The sequence below is a fragment of the Mycobacterium sp. NGS22 genome, from assembly GCF_059813095.1.
Genome location: NZ_JCALDY010000007.1, coordinates 69,176 through 84,562, shown reverse-complemented (window position 1 = coordinate 84,562; position 15,387 = coordinate 69,176). Strand labels below are relative to the sequence as shown.

Sequence of the window (15,387 nt, the reverse complement as noted above, 5' to 3'; positions counted from 1 at the left end):
TGCTGGATCTGTGATCTTTCTGGCCGCCTAACCGCTGGGCGGCAGTCCTGTCCACCGGCTCTGTCATGCCTGTGTGCAAAGCTGCGTGTGCACATCCGGTTGTGAGGGGGCGTGACAGTGGACGCTGCGGGGCTCGGCGGCTCGGTCGAGGCGGAGGTCTGGGAGCTACTGGCCGACAACGAGGCGGTTGCCGACGAGACCGTCTACCTCGTCGCCGCGGCGATGCGGGGAGACGACGAGTTCGCCGATCAGCTCGGTGGGGACGCACCGCCACCGGAGCAGCCGAGGGCCGAGACGACCGGCGCTCCGCCGCCGCTGCGCGCTTTCCTCCGTTCCATCACGGTGTCGGGGTTCCGCGGCATAGGCGGGCGCGCCACCTTAGAGGTGAACCCCTACCGCGGGATCACAGTGATCAGCGGCCGCAACGGCTCCGGCAAGTCCAGCTTCGCCGAGGCGCTGGAGTACGCGCTCACCGGCACCAGCTACCGGTGGGAGGCCAAGAAAGGGCAGCACTGGCAGGCGTCGTGGCGGAACCTGCATGCCGGCGAACCGGCATCCATCAAGGTCGACTTCGCGATGGAACCCGACGACGACCGCACCGGCACCGTCGCCACCGTCGGTGTGGACTGGCCGCCGGGCTGCAAGCTGAACGCGGCCGAACGGTGGTCGCAGATCAAGGGACAGAAGCAAGAGACCGTTGCCGCACTCGGCTGGGATCAGGCGCTCAAGACTCACCGGCCGTTGATGTCGTACGACGAACTCGGCGGGGTCTTCGAGGAGGGGCAAGCCGCGTTGTACGACGCGCTCGACTCGCTGCTCGGGCTCGACGACGCCGCCGCGGCCGAGGGCCGACTGAAGGACGCCGAGAAGCGTCTCGGTGGGGCTCGCAAGACCGCGAACGACGCCCGTATCCGCCTGCGTAACTCCCTGAGCGAGGTCGCCGACACTCGCGCGGAACAGGTGAAGAAGCTCACCGCGCGGGTGCCCTACGACCTCGACGCGATCAAGGCGACAACGCTAGGCACGGCGACCGACCAGGCCGCCATCATCGCGAAGCTGCGTCGGATCGCGGCGATCGAGGTCCCGCAGCTGGCCAAGGCCACAGAGGTCGCCGATGAGCTGCGCGCGGCCATCGACGCGCACGCGGCCGAGGCGGACTCCGCGGTGAAGGCCCTCACCTCACGGGCGGCACTGTTGCGCGACGCGCTGCACCTGCATGCCGACACCGGAGACGGGGCCTGCCCGGTGTGCGAGACCGGGACTCTCGATGGCGCCTGGCGCACCGCGGCCGAGGAACGCCTGAGGGTCGCCGAAGCGAGCACCGCGAAGCACCAGGCCCTGGCGCAGCGACTGAAGCAGGCCCGCTCGGCGGCCGATGACTTCTTCGGAGAGGTCGGTGGTGTCGCCGCGGTCGAGGGAGTTGACCTGGCCGCGCTGGCGCCGTTCGACGCGGCGTTGAAGAGCGCGCGCACCGCACCGAACTCCTTCGCCGACCGGCCCGGCCACGTCGAGCTGGCCGCACTGGAACTCGACGAGGCGGCCGCGGCGCTGCGCAAGGAAGCCGCGGAGCGCGCGAACAGTCTGGAGGACGCGTGGGCGCCCATCGCTGGTGCGATCGTCTCCTGGGTCGAGCTGGAGACCGCGGCGCGCAAGGACGACGCCAGCCTTGAGCAGGTCAAGCGGGCGTTGAAGTGCTTGCGCGGAGCCGCCGACACGCTGCGGGAGCGGCGCCTGGCGCCGATGGTGGAACAGACCGGTGAGTTTTGGGAGCGAATGCGGCACGAGAGCAACGTCGACATCGGCAGCATCAGCCTCGAGGGAGTGGCCAACCGCCGCCACGTCGTCGTCGACGGCGCTGTGGACGGGGTGTCGACCGGCGCGCTGACCGTGATGAGCCAAGGCGAGCTGCACGCATTGGCGCTCGCCATGTTCATCCCGCGTGCCACCACGCCCGCGAGCCCATTCCGCTTCCTGGTGCTTGACGACCCGATCCAAGCGATGGACCCCGCCAAGATTGCGGGGTTCCTCGACGTGCTTGTCGAGCTCGGTAAGACGCGGCAGGTGATCGTGTTCTCGCACGACGACCGGTTGCCGGCTGCGATCCGCGCACGATCGGTGCCGGCACAGTTGCTCGACGTCACCCGCGAGCAGGGGTCGCTGGTCGTGGTGAAGGCGAACGAGTTACCCGCAGACCGGTATATCGCTGACGCCGAGGCCCTCATCCTCGACGACGACATCGACGACCTGATCAAGCGGAAGGCGGCACCAGGCCTGTTCCGGATGGCGATCGAAGCCGCCGCACACCAGCGCTACTTCGGCGAACGCGCGAAGGCCGGCGTTCCGTACCACGAGACCGACACCGCGTGGGAGGAGGCGAAGACCACCCAGCGGAGGGTGGCGCTCACCGTTACCGGAGCTGCCGATGGGGACGTGTCTGGTTGGAAGTCCTATCGGACGCACAGGTTCCCGACACTGGCGATTTCCGCGTCGGGTACCCATCGCGGGGCCAAGCTGGACCGCGGCAGCATCCGCGATCTCCGCGACACCGTCCGCGACATCGTGGAGGGCCGGTGACCAGTGATGCCCAGGTCCTGCTCGCACGGGCCGACAAACTCCTCGACTCGCCGGACCGCACCGCGTTGGGCAACTCCGCCCGGTTGGCGGCGTTCCTCGCGCGGCGCGCAGTGGAGGACCTGATCGACGCCCGTTGCGCAGAGCTGACAGGAGTCCAGGTAGTTGTCGGGACCGCGAGGGCGAGACTGGCGGTGCTCAAGTCGCTCGACAACACACCGGCGGGTCCGGCGCTCATCGACGCCTGGCACCAGTTGAGCGGCTTCTGTCACCACCACGCGTACCAGCTGTCGCCGACGGTACCGGAGGTGCGGGCGCAGTGTGCTGCGGTCGAGCGGGCCTGCCTCGGCGGAATGTCCGAATCGTCGCCAGGTTCCGCGCCTGGCGATACGGTCAACCCGTGATCGCCGCGTTCAAACGTCCCAAGCTCACAACCCAGCAGGTCGGCTCCGCTGGGGAGCATTTCGTCGCTGCCGAGATCCACCGGCGCGGTGGCTACGCCGTGACGTTCTCCGGGAACATGCACGACATCGACCTGCTGGCCAGCGACGCCAACCACGACCGCGTGATCAGCATCCAGGTCAAGTCGAAGACGGCCGGTACATGGCAGACGAGCACGAAGCGCGGCAAGAAGCGGAGGGCACCCGAGGTCGAGACGAAATACTGGGTGCTCGTCGACCTCGGAAAGGCATACCCGGAGTTCTACATCGTGCCGCAGTGGTGGATGGAGAACGATATCCACACAGCGCACACCAAGTACCTCGCAAACTCGGGCGGCCACCGCGTCAAGAATGACGCGAGCACCCACCACGCGATCCCGGTGGCCCGCATCGCCGAGTGGAAGGACCGGTGGGACGTGATGGAGATCCTGCCGGCCGGGTGAGAGGGGACCGGTCTACTTTCGTCCCCGCTGGAACCGCCATATCGCATGGTCGAGGGCGGTCGAAGACATGTTCAGCTCAGCCGCCGCGGCCGTCACTATTCCGTAGGCGAACTCCGCGCCCACACTGGTCCGGCGCAGCGCCAGTGAGTCCGCCACGAACCGACAGATCATGCGATCGGGCTTCACACCCGGCGTCCCGGCGAGCATCCCCGCGTAACGCCATGTGATCCCACTCCGCTGGCCTACGACGCCGCACCACTGCTTGCGCAGCGCGGCGAAGCCACCCTCGTCGCCGGCCACGTCGCGCAGATTCGCAGCGGTGGTGACCCCCTCGGCGGTGAGCACCTCGGCGACGTCGCGGATCGCTGCGGCCTTGAGCGGCGCCCCGACGCGGGTGGAGGTGCGGTGCCCGTTGCCGATGTCCGACGCCCACCCGTCCGGGCCGCCGGTCTCCGTGAACGTGGCCAGCAACTCCGGCGTGCCGTCGGTGTTCGGCTCGCCGCCGCGGCCGCGGCGGTAGGCGCGGTAGCGGGTGACCACCTTCCCTACGCTCGGGTACCTCACCCCGGTTGATTGGACGCTGTCGATCACGCAGAGCGCCAGGCTGTTCGGGTAGCCGTCCGGCGCCTCGGAGCCGCGGAACTGTTCGCAGGCGGTGACGAGGGATTGCAGTTGTTCTGCGGTGTGGGGCATGCGCGCAAGCGTCGCATAGGCCTGTGACACGGTGGCGGAACGGGAGACTTTCCGCGATCGACCTTGCGGTGTCGGTCACCGGTGAGACGATCGCGCCATGGCGACTGACAAAAGACGGCGGCGGCTGGACCTCATCGCAAACCGGATTAGCACGTGCCGGCAGTGCCCGGGGATGAACGAGCCGGGCGTGACCGCTTCAGCACCGGGATACGGATCGGCGCACGCACCCGTCGCCATCGTTGGGCAATCCTTGTGCCGCAAGTGCATGGCGTCGGGGATCCCGTTCACCGGCGGCAGCGGGATCTACATCGACCGGGCTCTGGAGATCGCCAGCCGGGACAAGGGCGAACTGTTCATCACGAACGTGGTGCACTGCCACCCCGTCGACGACCGGCGATCGCATCCGCACGAGATCGACAATTGCCTGCACTTCCTCCACGAGGAGCTGGACGTCGTCGGGCCGCGGCTGATCATCGGCCTCGGCAGCGACGCGGAGAAGGTGCTCACGGCGCGGTACCCAGATGCGCACCGTCTGCCATGGCCATTCGCTAAGCCACGCAACCGGACGCCGGCGCCGCCCTACCTGCTGTTCCCGGAGCACCCTGGCTCGCTGCGGTTCAGGAAGACGGCCTACCGCGCGTACTACTCACCGAGTCTCGCCTGCGCGATCACGTGGGGGTTCGAGGCCGGGTAGCAGCGGTGGGCAGTCACACGGACTACCGGGCTTCCGGAGGCGCCGCCACGGCGGGTCGAGCTGCGATGCCGAGGAGGACTTCGTATCGGAGCGACGGATCGATGTCGAGGTGCATGCCCAGCTCGGTGATCCTGCCGTCGCGGGGGTTCCACGGGCGAAACGGGTGTTCATGGCCGAGGAGGGCACCCAGTGAGTCGATGGTCGGCTTCCAGAGGTTCAGCCAGTTCCTGCTAGGCCCGACGGTGAAGGCGAGTTCGAGCCTGACTGGTCCATCCGGCAGCTCCGGGGCATCCACTATTGCCCAGCGGATCTGCTCCTTCGCCGCGGGTCCGTCCCAGGAGGCGGTCGTCGTAGCGTGCAGAACACCGATCGATGGTGCGGGAACCTCGCGCGCTGCCTCGATCCGCACAGCGGAGTGCCCACCGCTGCGCTTGGTGCACCAGACCGACATGAGCCTGCCATCGGTCAGACGGGAGGCTAGCGGCTTCGCGTAGTTGTCGAGGTCCCGCTTGTCCAGGAGGTCCAGGTGCGGTGCCAAGGCGACGTCGAGCCGCAAGGCCCACGGGCAATCGACCCTCGACGCCACGAGCAGCGTGTCCACTTCGTCCAGGAACTTCCCCAGCTGCACCTGGCTGCGATTGTCAGCCCGGTCCCAGGAGTCGAGCTGAGGCGCGACGTTCAGCCGTGCGCCGCTTGTCTCGGGGCGCGCGTACCACCGCATCAGCACACCGTAATCCGAGACGTCATGCGCGGCTGGGCGCACCACTGCTTCCGTGCGACGTCAGTTTTCTCGTGAGCCCGCGCTCAGCAGGACCTTGTACTCGCTCCTCCAGCTGTCCGGAGCCTGGCTGCGGTACCAGGCCAACGGCGGCCACTCGTTCCTATACCGAGTCAGCGCGCTGCCGCTGCGGATGCAGGCCAGCGCGATGCCCTCATCCTGGATGATTTTTTCTACCGTTGCGGCGTCGACTGGGTCGACGTCGGGTTCACCCTGGATCTCCTGCAGCAGCGCGTAGTACGCGTAGATCACGCGGCGGGCCGGTTCGACGGGTTTGCCCCTCCACCGGTTGGGCACCGCGTCGGGGTAGCGGCGCAGAACCTCGGCCAGAGAGGCACCACTGTCCAGCATGTGGGCGGCTTCGGCGCGGGACTCGGCGTTCGGCCACTTCTCCAACCGGCGAGCAACGACGAAGTTCATGCACAGCGAGATTAGTCGCCGTGCCCCGGACTCAGCCAGTAAGCGGCGCGCGGCGGGGTGATCCACAGGGCGTGGGCAAGCCGGGCGAGTACCGGTGAGACGATCGCACCATGGCCCGCCGCGCCGACTCCGACGAGCACTACGTCCTAGACTTGTGCGACGAGGTCCTTGGGATTCGGGGACGGCGCCAGCAGCGGTTCGACTGGCTGCGCGGAGACCCGTCACCATCGCGACCGCGCGGTATGGAGCTCCCCGTTGACGGGTACTGGCCAAGCCTGGGGCTGGTCGTGGAGTTCCAGGAGGAGCAGCACTCAGAAGCGGTGGCGTTCTTTGACCGGCGACAGACCGTATCCGGGGTCGGTCGCGGCGAGCAACGCCGCCGCTACGACGAACGCAAGGGCACCGAGATCCCCGAACATGGGATGCGGCTCATCGTGATCGAGAAGTCCGCCTTCACCGTGAAGTCGAAGCGGATCGCCCGTGACCGCGCACGGGACCTCGCGGTTGTCCGCGAGCACCTCGGACCGGGTTGAGTTTGAGTTCGCACCCGCTTCGATCTCGGCTCTGGCCACCATGTTCTAGCTGCATAGACACGGGTCATGCACTCGGTCGGTAGTTTGATTCATCCGGTTCTTGTCCGGTCTTAGGTGTGTGAATTTCAGTCGCGTGACGTTGATCGAGGTTGGTCAGCCGGGACGCTGAGTGTCCTCCGCCAGCAGCGGCATCAGGATCTCGGCAACCTCGGTCATGCTATGTCGTGCCACCAGCAGTTCAAGGATCTGTTCCGGGGTCTGCGGCGGGTTGGTTCGGCGATTCGACATCTCTCGCAACGCGCGGACGCCCGCACGCGGGTGCGCCGACACAGTGTTGGCGGCGAACTGATGTGAGTGCACAGTCTCGATGTCCGCCTCCACGAGTACGCGTGCTGTGCTGAACCCGGCACGTCCATCGTCGGTGACGATGGCATCGGCTTTGCCGATGATTGCGGCGTGGGCGACGTGGCCATCATCGGGATCGTTGAGCCGGTAGTTGTATTCACGGTCTTTAGGGGCTTGGACCTCCGAGCCCGGGAACGCACCCCTGAGCTGATCGAAAAGGTGCTGACGGCGGCTCGCGCTATCACTGATCCCGCGCTTCTTGTGCAGGCCGGCGAGTACATAGTCCAGTTCGAATAGGATCCCAGACCCCCACACGGGCGCGTAAGCCCCCTCGGCGGCAAGCTGCAACAGGAAGTCACGCTGAAGGTTCGGCACTAGGGCACAGGTGTCGAGGACAGCGCGATACACGTAGGGAGTCTTTCAAACCCCGCGGACGGTCAACGCTTGCGTTTCGCCTCGGCGAGCAACTCGGCAACCTCGTCGGTGTCGGCATCCGCGAACTCCGCCGAGCTCTCTGTAATGAACCGGTTGCGCCGGGCACGAAGCTCCTCGCGGTAGGCAAGGACATCGGTAAGCCGGAGCTTGCGCCGGACTGCGCCGGGCACGTGCGCTTGCAACTCGCCGTCTTCGATGAGGCGAACTACAGTGGGGCGGCTCAGGCCGAGGATCTCGGCGGCCTGCTGGGTGGAGATTTCCTGGTCGCGGGTCAGGATGCTGATCGACTGGCCGTGGCTGAGGGCATGGACGGCACGCTTGAGGATCTCGTGAAGCTGTTCGGTCAGTTCGACGCGATCGTGTTCGCTCGCTCCGGACAGGAAGAAGGCAGGCTCAGGAGAGGTCCCGTGACGGGCTTCGTGCGCCTCGATGAAGCTCAGGACATCGGCAAGCCCATTGGCATCGGCCGGAACCGGGCTGACAATCTCCGCGGAGGCGGTGCTCATGGGTCTCACTTCCTTTCATCTCACCCTCGGGACGAGACTAATCGTATCATAGTTACGAAAATTACGAAAAATGGCGGCAGGCGTTGGGCTCTCCATCTGCAATGTCGATTTCCCGACACTAATCGTCGGTAACCCGTTCGGCGCCAGCAGCTTTCAGTAGTTGGTCTCGTGCTTCACACAAGCCGTCGACAGCGGACTTCAAGTCGAGAGCGACATCAGCCAGTTGGTGGCGCCCTGCAGGATTGCCGTGTGAAGCAAGCATTGCGGTAGCCGAGCGGAGCCTGTCCACGTAAAGCAGCGCATCGACGGTGTATTGAGCTGTCTGCATTGGGGAGGCACCGCCGGACCGTTGGAGGTCGTTGTTCATAAGCGCTGCCCAGTCGTCGATGGTGCGCCTATCGAAGCCGTGCAGCGCGTTGAGCACCCAATGTTGCCAGGCTGGCGGTCGTCGTCCTGATGGACCGGAATGTGGTTGAGGGGCCATCTTTGAACCCTAAGATCCGTATTCACCTTATCGCCACACCCGAACGAATACAATTTCACAGGCGCTGCGCTGGGTTCCGTGGACAGCGAATTTGCGCCTTTTCAGAATGCTGCCGCGCAACGATGCCGGCGGGGTGGCCTCGATCGTTCGCGGGCTGTCAGGCCTCGCCGGTAGCGTCTAACAAAGCGAGCCGAGAGGCCCGATCGATGGCTTCGATTCGACGGAGAAATGATGGGCAACGAGATCGAGCTTGTTTCCGATGGCGACGGTTTGGCCGTAATCGGTAACTCGGCCGATGTAGAGCGCTTCCTAGTCGACCAAGGCCTCAGCGCGGCGCCATCGAAAGAGTTGGATGTCCGCCGGCTTTCGCAGTTCGCTGGCACAAGCGGGATGGCACTGCGAGTCGGTTCGGAGGTTGCCGCGAACTCGGGACGCTGGGTCAAGCTGACTGCCGAGTCGGCGCGGGCTGTCAAGCAGTACGGGCTGATGGCGACCAAGACCCCCGGTGTCAGTCACGCGATGATCGGGAAGCCTGGTGAGGTCAAGCAATGGCTTCAGATCGCTCAGGCCCCGACGAAGCTGCTTAGTGGTCCGTTAGCGCTGTCCGCGCTGTCGGCGATGATGCAGCAGCAGGCGATGCAGCAGCAGATGGACCAGATCGTTGAGTATCTCCAGGAGATCAACGCCAAGGTCGATAACATCCTGCGCAACCAGAAAGACGCGGTTTTCGCCAGGATTATCGGCGTCGACCTAGTAATTGAGGAAGCGCTGACTGTCCGTGAACAGGTCGGGCGGGTCTCGGAGATTACCTGGTCAAAGGTCCAGTTAAGTTCCTCGGTACTCGCAGAAACACAGGCTTACGCGATACGCCAACTTGACGCCATCGCCGGGAAATTGGAGACGAACGGCAACCCGGGCAAGATCGCCAAGGCAGCTGAGGAGGCAGAGCCCGCGGTACGTGAATGGCTAGCGGTGCTAGCGCGCTGCTTTCACCTGCAGGATGGCGTGGCCATGCTGGAGCTTGATCGTGTGCTCGACTCCGCGCCCAAGGATCTCGACAGCCACCGGCTAGGCCTTGCCAAGGCCCGTCAGAAGCGGTTGGACCTCATCTCGAGCAGCACCGCCCGATTACTGACCCAAATGAATGAGACGATCCGCAACGCGAACTCCAAAGTGCTGCTCAATCCGCGCGACGCGCCAGCTGCCGTGCGGTCGAGCAAAGAGATCGCGACGGGTGTCGTGACATTTCGCGACCGCTTCGGCATCGAGTCCGGCGCGCAGACCAACGACGAGAAGCGGTGGCGGCAGGCCGTGGGCGAAGCCGTGGACAAAATGCGTGCAACAGGAACAGAAGGCGCCGCGACGGCCAAGGACAAGGCCGCGGATCTGGCCGACGCGGCGAAGGACAGAGCAATCGATCTGACCGGTGCCACCAAGTACAAGACCGCTGAACTGAAAGGCGTCGTCCAGACATTTTTACGCCGGAAGTAGATATCGCGCGGCGAATACGAAGTAGCCGCCTACGTTATTGCGAGCGCAAGCTTGACGGCGAATGCCGGACCGTCATTTACGAGTGCATATCCGCCGGCCAAGCCGCCCTGATTGCAGAGCGTTCGTCGTCGGTGGACCCGCCGGTGGGTCACCGTGCCGGTATTGCGGTTGGCGCGGGGAACTACGCGAATAGCAGTGCGCGGCACCACGGCAGTGGGAAAGCGGCTCCTCGAATCGCCGTACACCGCCTGGCTACGCGACCACCGCCGCACGATTCTGCGCGCAGCGAGGTACGCGTCCTGTGCTACCTCCACGACTGTGATGGCTTTCTTGAGTCCGTACACGCCCCAGAATCTGCCAGGGCCGCGGCCCGGTTGCCGCCAGAGTTCCGGCACAATGTGCTGGTATTCCTTGTTGCCGTTTAGGTTTGGTGATGAGTGCTTGGTGAAGTAGATCGCGAGGCGTTTCGGGTCGCAGGATTTCAGCCCGTTGCGGACGTCGATGGCGGTGCCCGCGAGCCGGTGCCGCGCCTTCTGCTCGGCGTCGGGGTGGTCGACGACCTGAGCCCACGTTTCGGACAACCACTGTGCGAAGCCGCGGCCGGATCGTCCAGGCGAGATCGGCGGTGCCATCCACAAGTGAATATGTGGAGCGCCGCGGCGCTGGAACTCCAGCTTCCAGATGTAGCGCGCTGGTTCGCCGTATTCTCGCTGAAAGCGCTTGCGCCACAACACCATGTGCCGCTTCACGCTGGACCCGTCGGGAGCAATGGCTTCCCAGTCGCCGGGGTAGGTGAGTGTCACCATGGCTGGCACGCGACCTGATTCAACCAGCGGGGTGTAGTCGAGTTCGGCGAAGGTGCGGCACATCGACGACCGTGACTTCCGGGACCATTCGGTGATGACACCGCCCGTGCCGTACTGGTCGCTTCCCGTAGGACTCCGTCGTGTCAAAGACACGACGGCCTGATCATCGTTCACGCCTGTACGGGCGAGATCGTCGCTGATTCGCAGCTTGGCATCGTCGACGTCACGTTGGTGATGACCAACGGTCCGCTCAGAGGCTTTGTCTGCGCGGACGGGATTGGTCCACCCGAGCCGCACGAGGCCAGGACCGACGGTGATGCGAAAACGTCCCGATTCAGGTTCGGTGCCTCGACTGCCAGGACCGCAAGCCCACCGTGCCGCCGGCTCGAATAATGCCGCAGCCGCAGTGACCATCTCCGGACCCGGGAACCGCAGCCCCAATGCGTCGATCGCCCGCAGCTCGCCCGTCGCGATACCGTCGTCGACCGACTCGCGGACAGTTTCGGCACATATAACAAGCCCGCCGGCCGCGGCCGCGGCTAGGCCGGGTGCCTCGGTCGACGTACAGCCGACCGCTGTCGCTCTCGCGCCCTGCGGCCTGGCGGCCTCGGGTGCTCGCGACCTCCCGTCAACCGAGGCACCCGAAGAACCGGGCCCAAATGACGGGCCGTCAGGCACAAACGTCGAGCCGCCTGTCGACGGTGCCGAGTCGGCAGTTGATGATGCGATGCTAGGCATCGGGGTGCCTGCTCCCCGGAGCTCCGCGGCTGCCCACATCGCAAGCGGCAGCGTTCGAAGCTCGTGGTCAGGAGTGCAAGCACCGTGTCCGGTTTATGTCCGTTCGCCGGACAGGCTGAAAGCGTCAGCCCTGCTCAACGCGGCGCATACGACGCATAGACTCAGATAAACCGCAGGTCAGTGGCCATCCTGTCCGCCTGAAAAGCGGAAGGTCGGCGGTTCGATCCCGCCCCTGGCCACCTCACCATCACGCCCACGCCAAAAGGTTGTCCGGAGGCGGATCAGCGAACTACCCGGCAGACGACGATCGGCCCGGATCTTCGGCCTTCGACCGCGCTGCGTGGCTTTCCAGGCGGTTGTTCTCGGCGGCCTGCCAGTGTTCGTCGGCTTCATCCTGCAGTGAGCGAGCATCGTCCCGTCCCTGCCAGACCGCCCGCTGCAGAGTGTTGGCGGCCCGCTCGTGTGCACGCGCGGCGGCCTCATGTCCTTCAGCTGCGGCCCGGTGCGCGTCTTCGGCGCGTTCCATCGCGGCCGCCGCGTGCCGCCGGGCCCGGTCGACCGAATCCGGCGACGCCGGCTTTCCAGCAGCCAGGTCGAGGCGCCTCTGCTGAAGTTCCTCGATCCGCCGGCCGGCCCGAGCGGCACGCTCTTGGGGATTGGGCAGATCGCCACCGCTGCGGGCACTCATTCGGATCACCTCCGCGCCGGATCGATTGATTCACGAGTATCCCAAGACCGCGGCCGGCAAAACGTGTCTTCAGTGCCCGCTGGTCGCGGCTTCTGGCGGCGGGAGGCCGAAGATCCGCCGAAAAGAATCCTCGCCGTAGCTGGTGGGTTCCGGCTTTCCCGGAGACAACCGGAACGTCCGCACGCCATCCGGACGTCGCTCCGCGCGCAGGAACAGATCGCCGGGATGGCGCCGCGCGAACAGACTGTGCGCGAGGTCGTATAGGTGAGTCACGAAAAAGACCCGGACTCCGCTCTCGACCATCGCGTGCACAATGCCCCGCGCGATCTGCGAACCCTCGAGCTCGTTGGTCGAGGCAAAGGACTCGTTGCACAACAGCAACGACGCCGACCCGATGTGTTCGACCATCGCGCTCATCCGGGCAAGTTCTTCCTCCAGCTTCCCGCGCCGCAAGGTGGCATCTTCTTCCCGCTTGAAGTGGGTGAAGACCCCGTCGCGAACGTCAGCGCTGAATTCGTCTGCGGCGACGAACATCCCCGCTTGCATCATCAGCTGCGCGACGCCCACGCTGCGCAGGAATGTCGACTTACCGCCTTCGTTGGCGCCGGTGATGACGATCAGTGTCTTGCCGTCGGCGTCCACGTCGTTCCCGGTGACGGTCTTGGTGGTCGCGAGGCAAAGCGCGACGTCGCGCAGGCCGCGACTGTGAAACGTCGCCGTCCCGTTCGGCGTCGGCATCGGAAAGCACAGCGGCACTTGGCGTTTGGCGAGGACGTCGTGCAGGTTCAGGCATCCGAGGTAGAACGCCACCTCCATGCGCAGCCGCCCGAAGAAGACCTGGAAATGCTCGGCCGCCTGAGTGACCGCACTGGCGACGTCGTCGACTGCCTGACCCGCGAGTTTGTCCAGAGCCTGCTCCCCGGCCATGTCGTCCTTGTCGACGACGAATCCGTAGCCGTCGCCGGGCGCGCCGAACGGCTTGCCCCACCGGTTGCGCCGGGGCGGTTGATGAAGCACGTGCCGGTCGCCCCTGTTGCCGAGTCCGAGCTGGGCGCTGAGCAGGACACCGCGCGGCAGATTGAGCTCGCTGAGATACTCCGCGGCCCCGACCAGATAGTCGTCGGACAGCTGCTCGGCGAACATCCCGAACAACTGCCGAAAGCCGGTGGACTGGAACCGTCCGGCCGATCGGTCCGACACGTTGCGCAATTGCCGCAGGGTGGTCATGAGGAGTTCCAGGATCCGGACGGAACGGCGCAGGATCAATGCCGAATTCCCGGAGGTCAGACCCCCGAGGAACACCTTGTGCCGCAGTTGGATCCCGTCGACCTCGGACGCGATGTCATACATTTGTTGCACCACAGCGCGATTGGCAAGGACGTCGGCCAACACCCGTTGGCGGTAGACGATCACCTCCGGCTCGGTCACCGTCAGCGGAACCACTTTCTGCGCGGTTTCGAGTAGATAAGGGTCGCTGCCGGCCATGGCATCGTAGAGCCGGCCGAGTTCCAGGTCTTCTTCGGTGAGGACGCTCAGCCGCCACGGCAACCGAGGCTTCAGATCGAGATCCGAATCGGGATGCAGCAGGCGGACTTTCACCGGTCGATCCGTTGCCGCAGCACCTCGTGGGTGAGCCCGTACTTGTTCGCCAGCGCGGCCGCATACGCCAAGCCGTCCGCGGGTCGCCGGGTGAACCTGAAGGTCCGTTGGGTTGGATCGTGCGGCGCCACCTCCCCGACCATGCTGACGCACGCGGGATCCAGACTGGCCAATTCGTCAAGGAAGCTGACATAGACCGCAGTGCAACCAATTTCGATGATCCTGTTGACCACTCTGGTTGCGATGAGGAGGGCGTCGCGCAGGGCGGTCGACGAGAAACTCTCGTTCAAGATGATGAGACTGCTGGCGCTGGCCCGGGACATGATGTCATGGATCCGAACGAGTTCGTCCTCGAGCTTGCCATGCAGGGTCGAGAGGTGCTCCTGCCGTTCGAAGTGAGTGTAGATCGTGTCGGGCAGTGTCAACCTGGCGCGTGCGGCCGGAACGGGACAACCCAGCGAGGCGAGATAGACACATTGCCCGATGGTTCGGGCGAACGTGGTCTTGCCGCCTTGATTCGGACCGGTGATCACCAGGATCCGTTCCGCTCCCTCGAGGCGAAAATCATTTCCCACCAGCATCTGTGGCGGTTTGTCGGACTTGATCGCCAGCGCGAGGTCGACGGCGCCCTCGGCTGACAAGTTCCCGGGTTCGGCGGTGACGTCGGGGTAACTGAAGACCAGTCCCGCGCCGGTCATGCGCCGGACAAACGTCAGATAGTATGAATAGAAACGGATTTCGTGGTCGAACCGGATGATCGTCGGTTCGGTGAAGTGCTCGTTGCGGCGACAGAATGCGTCGAGCTGGGCGAAGGCGTTCGGGTAGAGCTTTGCGACGCACTCCAGGATCTGTCGTTCGACATGGTTCATGTCGGCTGTGTCCTGTTGCGGAACGTGGTAATCGGTGGTCTCCTCGGCGGTGAAGCGTTCGAACACCGCGACGGCCCCTACGGTGTAATCGGTTTGGGCCGAGTACTTCTCGACATGCACCCGCCGGTCCTGAATGTGCACGGTGTATCGGACGTCGTGCAGGCTCGCCCGGGCGGCCTCGCTGTCTCCTACCAACGTGCGGAACGCCGGGCTGTCGACATATCCGGTGAGGTAGCGCACGAAGTCGCGCAGTCCGCACGACGACGGGCCGGCCCGGACAAGTTGTTGTTGCAGCAATAGCACAGCGTCGCAATAGGTTTGGACGGCAGACAGAAGCCAGCCTTGCCGCTGCAGCGGGTGACGAAGCTCTTTGGCTTGTTGATCGCGGTCGCGCATGGTTTGCATACCGGCGACGAAAGTCGAGATCGGTTGGCGGATCTCGTCTCGCTCGAGATCCCGGAATACCTGATGGCGGTGCTCGACGGCAGCCAGATCGTGCAGCGGGAGACGGAAGAAGCGGTCGACGCCTTCGCCGGCATCTCCGGCCGCGGTCACCGTGTTGATGATCTCGTCGAGGTGCAGATCGGAGAGGCAATCGGGTGCCGCTTCCGCTCCGTTCGACGCGGCCTCCGCCGGGTACAGGATGCTGGCATAGCGAGCCATCGGTCGCTCACCTGCCTCTGTCATGGACCCGCCGACCCAGAACCAGCCGTCGCATCAATTCGGCCGAGCATCGATCTGTTGATGAGGCAACCGTAGCGCGGCGACCCCCGACTAGCTTGCTACCGGCCCAACCAGATTCGAGTCGCCGGCAGCCGTCCACCCCTGTGCGCGAGACATCGTCGACATCATCG

Annotated in this window: 16 protein-coding genes, 1 tRNA gene and 1 pseudogene; 7 read left to right on the top strand and 11 right to left on the bottom strand. The window is 65.2% G+C overall.

All coding sequences use genetic code 11. The features are described from left to right. Positions 1–111: 111 nt before the first annotated feature. Genes AC5Y47_RS08650 through AC5Y47_RS08640 form a run of 3 tightly spaced genes read left to right on the top strand, consistent with a single transcriptional unit; the run spans position 112 to position 3,454 of the window. Positions 112–2,574: an AAA family ATPase gene (locus AC5Y47_RS08650; protein WP_499943509.1), complete on the top strand. Its 2,463-nt coding sequence runs from the start codon at positions 112–114 to the stop codon at positions 2,572–2,574. Next, on the top strand, positions 2,571–2,975 hold the full coding sequence (locus AC5Y47_RS08645; protein WP_499943508.1) for a hypothetical protein: 405 nt from the start codon (positions 2,571–2,573) through the stop codon (positions 2,973–2,975). Before AC5Y47_RS08650 ends, AC5Y47_RS08645 begins: the two co-directional genes overlap by 4 nt. Beyond that, the gene (locus tag AC5Y47_RS08640; RefSeq protein ID WP_499943507.1) at positions 2,972–3,454 is read left to right on the top strand and encodes a hypothetical protein; all 483 of its coding nucleotides are present in this window, start codon (positions 2,972–2,974) and stop codon (positions 3,452–3,454) included. Before AC5Y47_RS08645 ends, AC5Y47_RS08640 begins: the two co-directional genes overlap by 4 nt. A gap of 12 nt (positions 3,455–3,466) precedes the next feature. Here the strand turns inward: AC5Y47_RS08640 and AC5Y47_RS08635 are convergent, their stop codons facing one another. Further along, positions 3,467–4,147 carry a DUF8548 family protein gene (locus AC5Y47_RS08635; protein WP_499943506.1) on the bottom strand — a complete coding sequence of 227 codons (681 nt, stop codon included), beginning with the start codon at positions 4,145–4,147 and terminating at the stop codon, positions 3,467–3,469. Between the two features lie 187 nt (positions 4,148–4,334). On the opposite strand from AC5Y47_RS08635, the gene AC5Y47_RS08630 reads away from it, so the two are divergent. Further along, a complete protein-coding gene (locus tag AC5Y47_RS08630) occupies positions 4,335–4,841 on the top strand; it encodes a uracil-DNA glycosylase family protein (RefSeq protein WP_499943505.1) in 507 nt (168 codons plus the stop codon). Positions 4,842–4,863: 22 nt separating this feature from the next. Here AC5Y47_RS08630 and AC5Y47_RS08625 read toward each other — a convergent pair whose 3' ends face one another. Then, positions 4,864–5,562: a hypothetical protein gene (locus AC5Y47_RS08625; protein WP_499943504.1), complete on the bottom strand. Its 699-nt coding sequence runs from the start codon at positions 5,560–5,562 to the stop codon at positions 4,864–4,866. 60 nt (positions 5,563–5,622) lie between these two features. Beyond that, positions 5,623–6,039, bottom strand: coding sequence for a hypothetical protein (locus AC5Y47_RS08620; RefSeq protein WP_499943503.1), 417 nt, complete (start codon positions 6,037–6,039; stop codon positions 5,623–5,625). Between the two features lie 110 nt (positions 6,040–6,149). Here AC5Y47_RS08620 and AC5Y47_RS08615 point away from each other — a divergent pair, with 110 nt between their 5' ends. Beyond that, positions 6,150–6,572, top strand: coding sequence for a hypothetical protein (locus AC5Y47_RS08615; protein WP_499943502.1), 423 nt, complete (start codon positions 6,150–6,152; stop codon positions 6,570–6,572). Positions 6,573–6,636: 64 nt separating this feature from the next. Here AC5Y47_RS08615 and AC5Y47_RS08610 read toward each other — a convergent pair. The 4 genes and pseudogenes from AC5Y47_RS08610 to AC5Y47_RS08595 form a co-directional block, all read right to left on the bottom strand. Next, positions 6,637–6,726 (bottom strand): annotated as a pseudogene (locus AC5Y47_RS08610) (site-specific integrase); the annotation flags it as partial. Next, positions 6,726–7,325 carry a PIN domain-containing protein gene (locus AC5Y47_RS08605; protein ID WP_499943501.1) on the bottom strand — a complete coding sequence of 200 codons (600 nt, stop codon included), beginning with the start codon at positions 7,323–7,325 and terminating at the stop codon, positions 6,726–6,728. The pseudogene AC5Y47_RS08610 and the gene AC5Y47_RS08605, both read right to left, overlap by 1 nt. 29 nt (positions 7,326–7,354) lie before the next feature. Continuing rightward, on the bottom strand, positions 7,355–7,858 hold the full coding sequence (locus AC5Y47_RS08600; RefSeq protein WP_499943500.1) for a helix-turn-helix domain-containing protein: 504 nt from the start codon (positions 7,856–7,858) through the stop codon (positions 7,355–7,357). Between the two features lie 118 nt (positions 7,859–7,976). Continuing rightward, positions 7,977–8,282, bottom strand: coding sequence for a hypothetical protein (locus AC5Y47_RS08595; RefSeq protein ID WP_499943499.1), 306 nt, complete (start codon positions 8,280–8,282; stop codon positions 7,977–7,979). A 291-nt stretch (positions 8,283–8,573) separates the two neighbouring features. Between AC5Y47_RS08595 and AC5Y47_RS08590 the strand changes: the two genes are divergently transcribed. After that, positions 8,574–9,833, top strand: coding sequence for a hypothetical protein (locus AC5Y47_RS08590; RefSeq protein ID WP_499943498.1), 1,260 nt, complete (start codon positions 8,574–8,576; stop codon positions 9,831–9,833). Between the two features lie 29 nt (positions 9,834–9,862). Here the strand turns inward: AC5Y47_RS08590 and AC5Y47_RS08585 are convergent, their stop codons facing one another. Then, positions 9,863–10,936 carry a rolling circle replication-associated protein gene (locus AC5Y47_RS08585; RefSeq protein WP_499943497.1) on the bottom strand — a complete coding sequence of 358 codons (1,074 nt, stop codon included), beginning with the start codon at positions 10,934–10,936 and terminating at the stop codon, positions 9,863–9,865. 615 nt (positions 10,937–11,551) lie between these two features. On the opposite strand from AC5Y47_RS08585, the gene AC5Y47_RS08580 reads away from it, so the two are divergent. After that, positions 11,552–11,616 (top strand) — tRNA-Phe (locus AC5Y47_RS08580). Between the two features lie 50 nt (positions 11,617–11,666). Here the strand turns inward: AC5Y47_RS08580 and AC5Y47_RS08575 are convergent. From AC5Y47_RS08575 to AC5Y47_RS08565, 3 genes are all read right to left on the bottom strand, one after another. Then, a complete protein-coding gene (locus AC5Y47_RS08575; RefSeq protein WP_499943496.1) occupies positions 11,667–12,065 on the bottom strand; it encodes a hypothetical protein in 399 nt (132 codons plus the stop codon). Between the two features lie 69 nt (positions 12,066–12,134). Next, a complete protein-coding gene (locus AC5Y47_RS08570) occupies positions 12,135–13,664 on the bottom strand; it encodes a MutS-related protein (protein WP_499943495.1) in 1,530 nt (509 codons plus the stop codon). After that, positions 13,661–15,196 (bottom strand): MutS-related protein, encoded by a 1,536-nt coding sequence (locus tag AC5Y47_RS08565; protein WP_499943494.1) that lies wholly within the window; start codon positions 15,194–15,196, stop codon positions 13,661–13,663. The genes AC5Y47_RS08570 and AC5Y47_RS08565 overlap by 4 nt, the downstream gene beginning before the upstream one ends. Between the last annotated feature and the right edge of the window lie 191 nt (positions 15,197–15,387).

Bases quoted from the DNA above. Each gene is read 5' to 3' on its own strand.
- AC5Y47_RS08635 (WP_499943506.1), bottom strand. From the start codon at position 4,147: ATGCCCCACACCGCAGAACAACTGCAATCCCTCGTCACCGCCTGCGAA.
- AC5Y47_RS08625 (WP_499943504.1), bottom strand. From the start codon at position 5,562: ATGCGGTGGTACGCGCGCCCCGAGACAAGCGGCGCACGGCTGAACGTC.
- AC5Y47_RS08620 (WP_499943503.1), bottom strand. From the start codon at position 6,039: ATGAACTTCGTCGTTGCTCGCCGGTTGGAGAAGTGGCCGAACGCCGAG.
- AC5Y47_RS08615 (WP_499943502.1), top strand. From the start codon at position 6,150: ATGGCCCGCCGCGCCGACTCCGACGAGCACTACGTCCTAGACTTGTGC.
- AC5Y47_RS08600 (WP_499943500.1), bottom strand. From the start codon at position 7,858: ATGAGCACCGCCTCCGCGGAGATTGTCAGCCCGGTTCCGGCCGATGCC.
- AC5Y47_RS08590 (WP_499943498.1), top strand. From the start codon at position 8,574: ATGGGCAACGAGATCGAGCTTGTTTCCGATGGCGACGGTTTGGCCGTA.
- AC5Y47_RS08575 (WP_499943496.1), bottom strand. From the start codon at position 12,065: ATGAGTGCCCGCAGCGGTGGCGATCTGCCCAATCCCCAAGAGCGTGCC.
- AC5Y47_RS08565 (WP_499943494.1), bottom strand. From the start codon at position 15,196: ATGGCTCGCTATGCCAGCATCCTGTACCCGGCGGAGGCCGCGTCGAAC.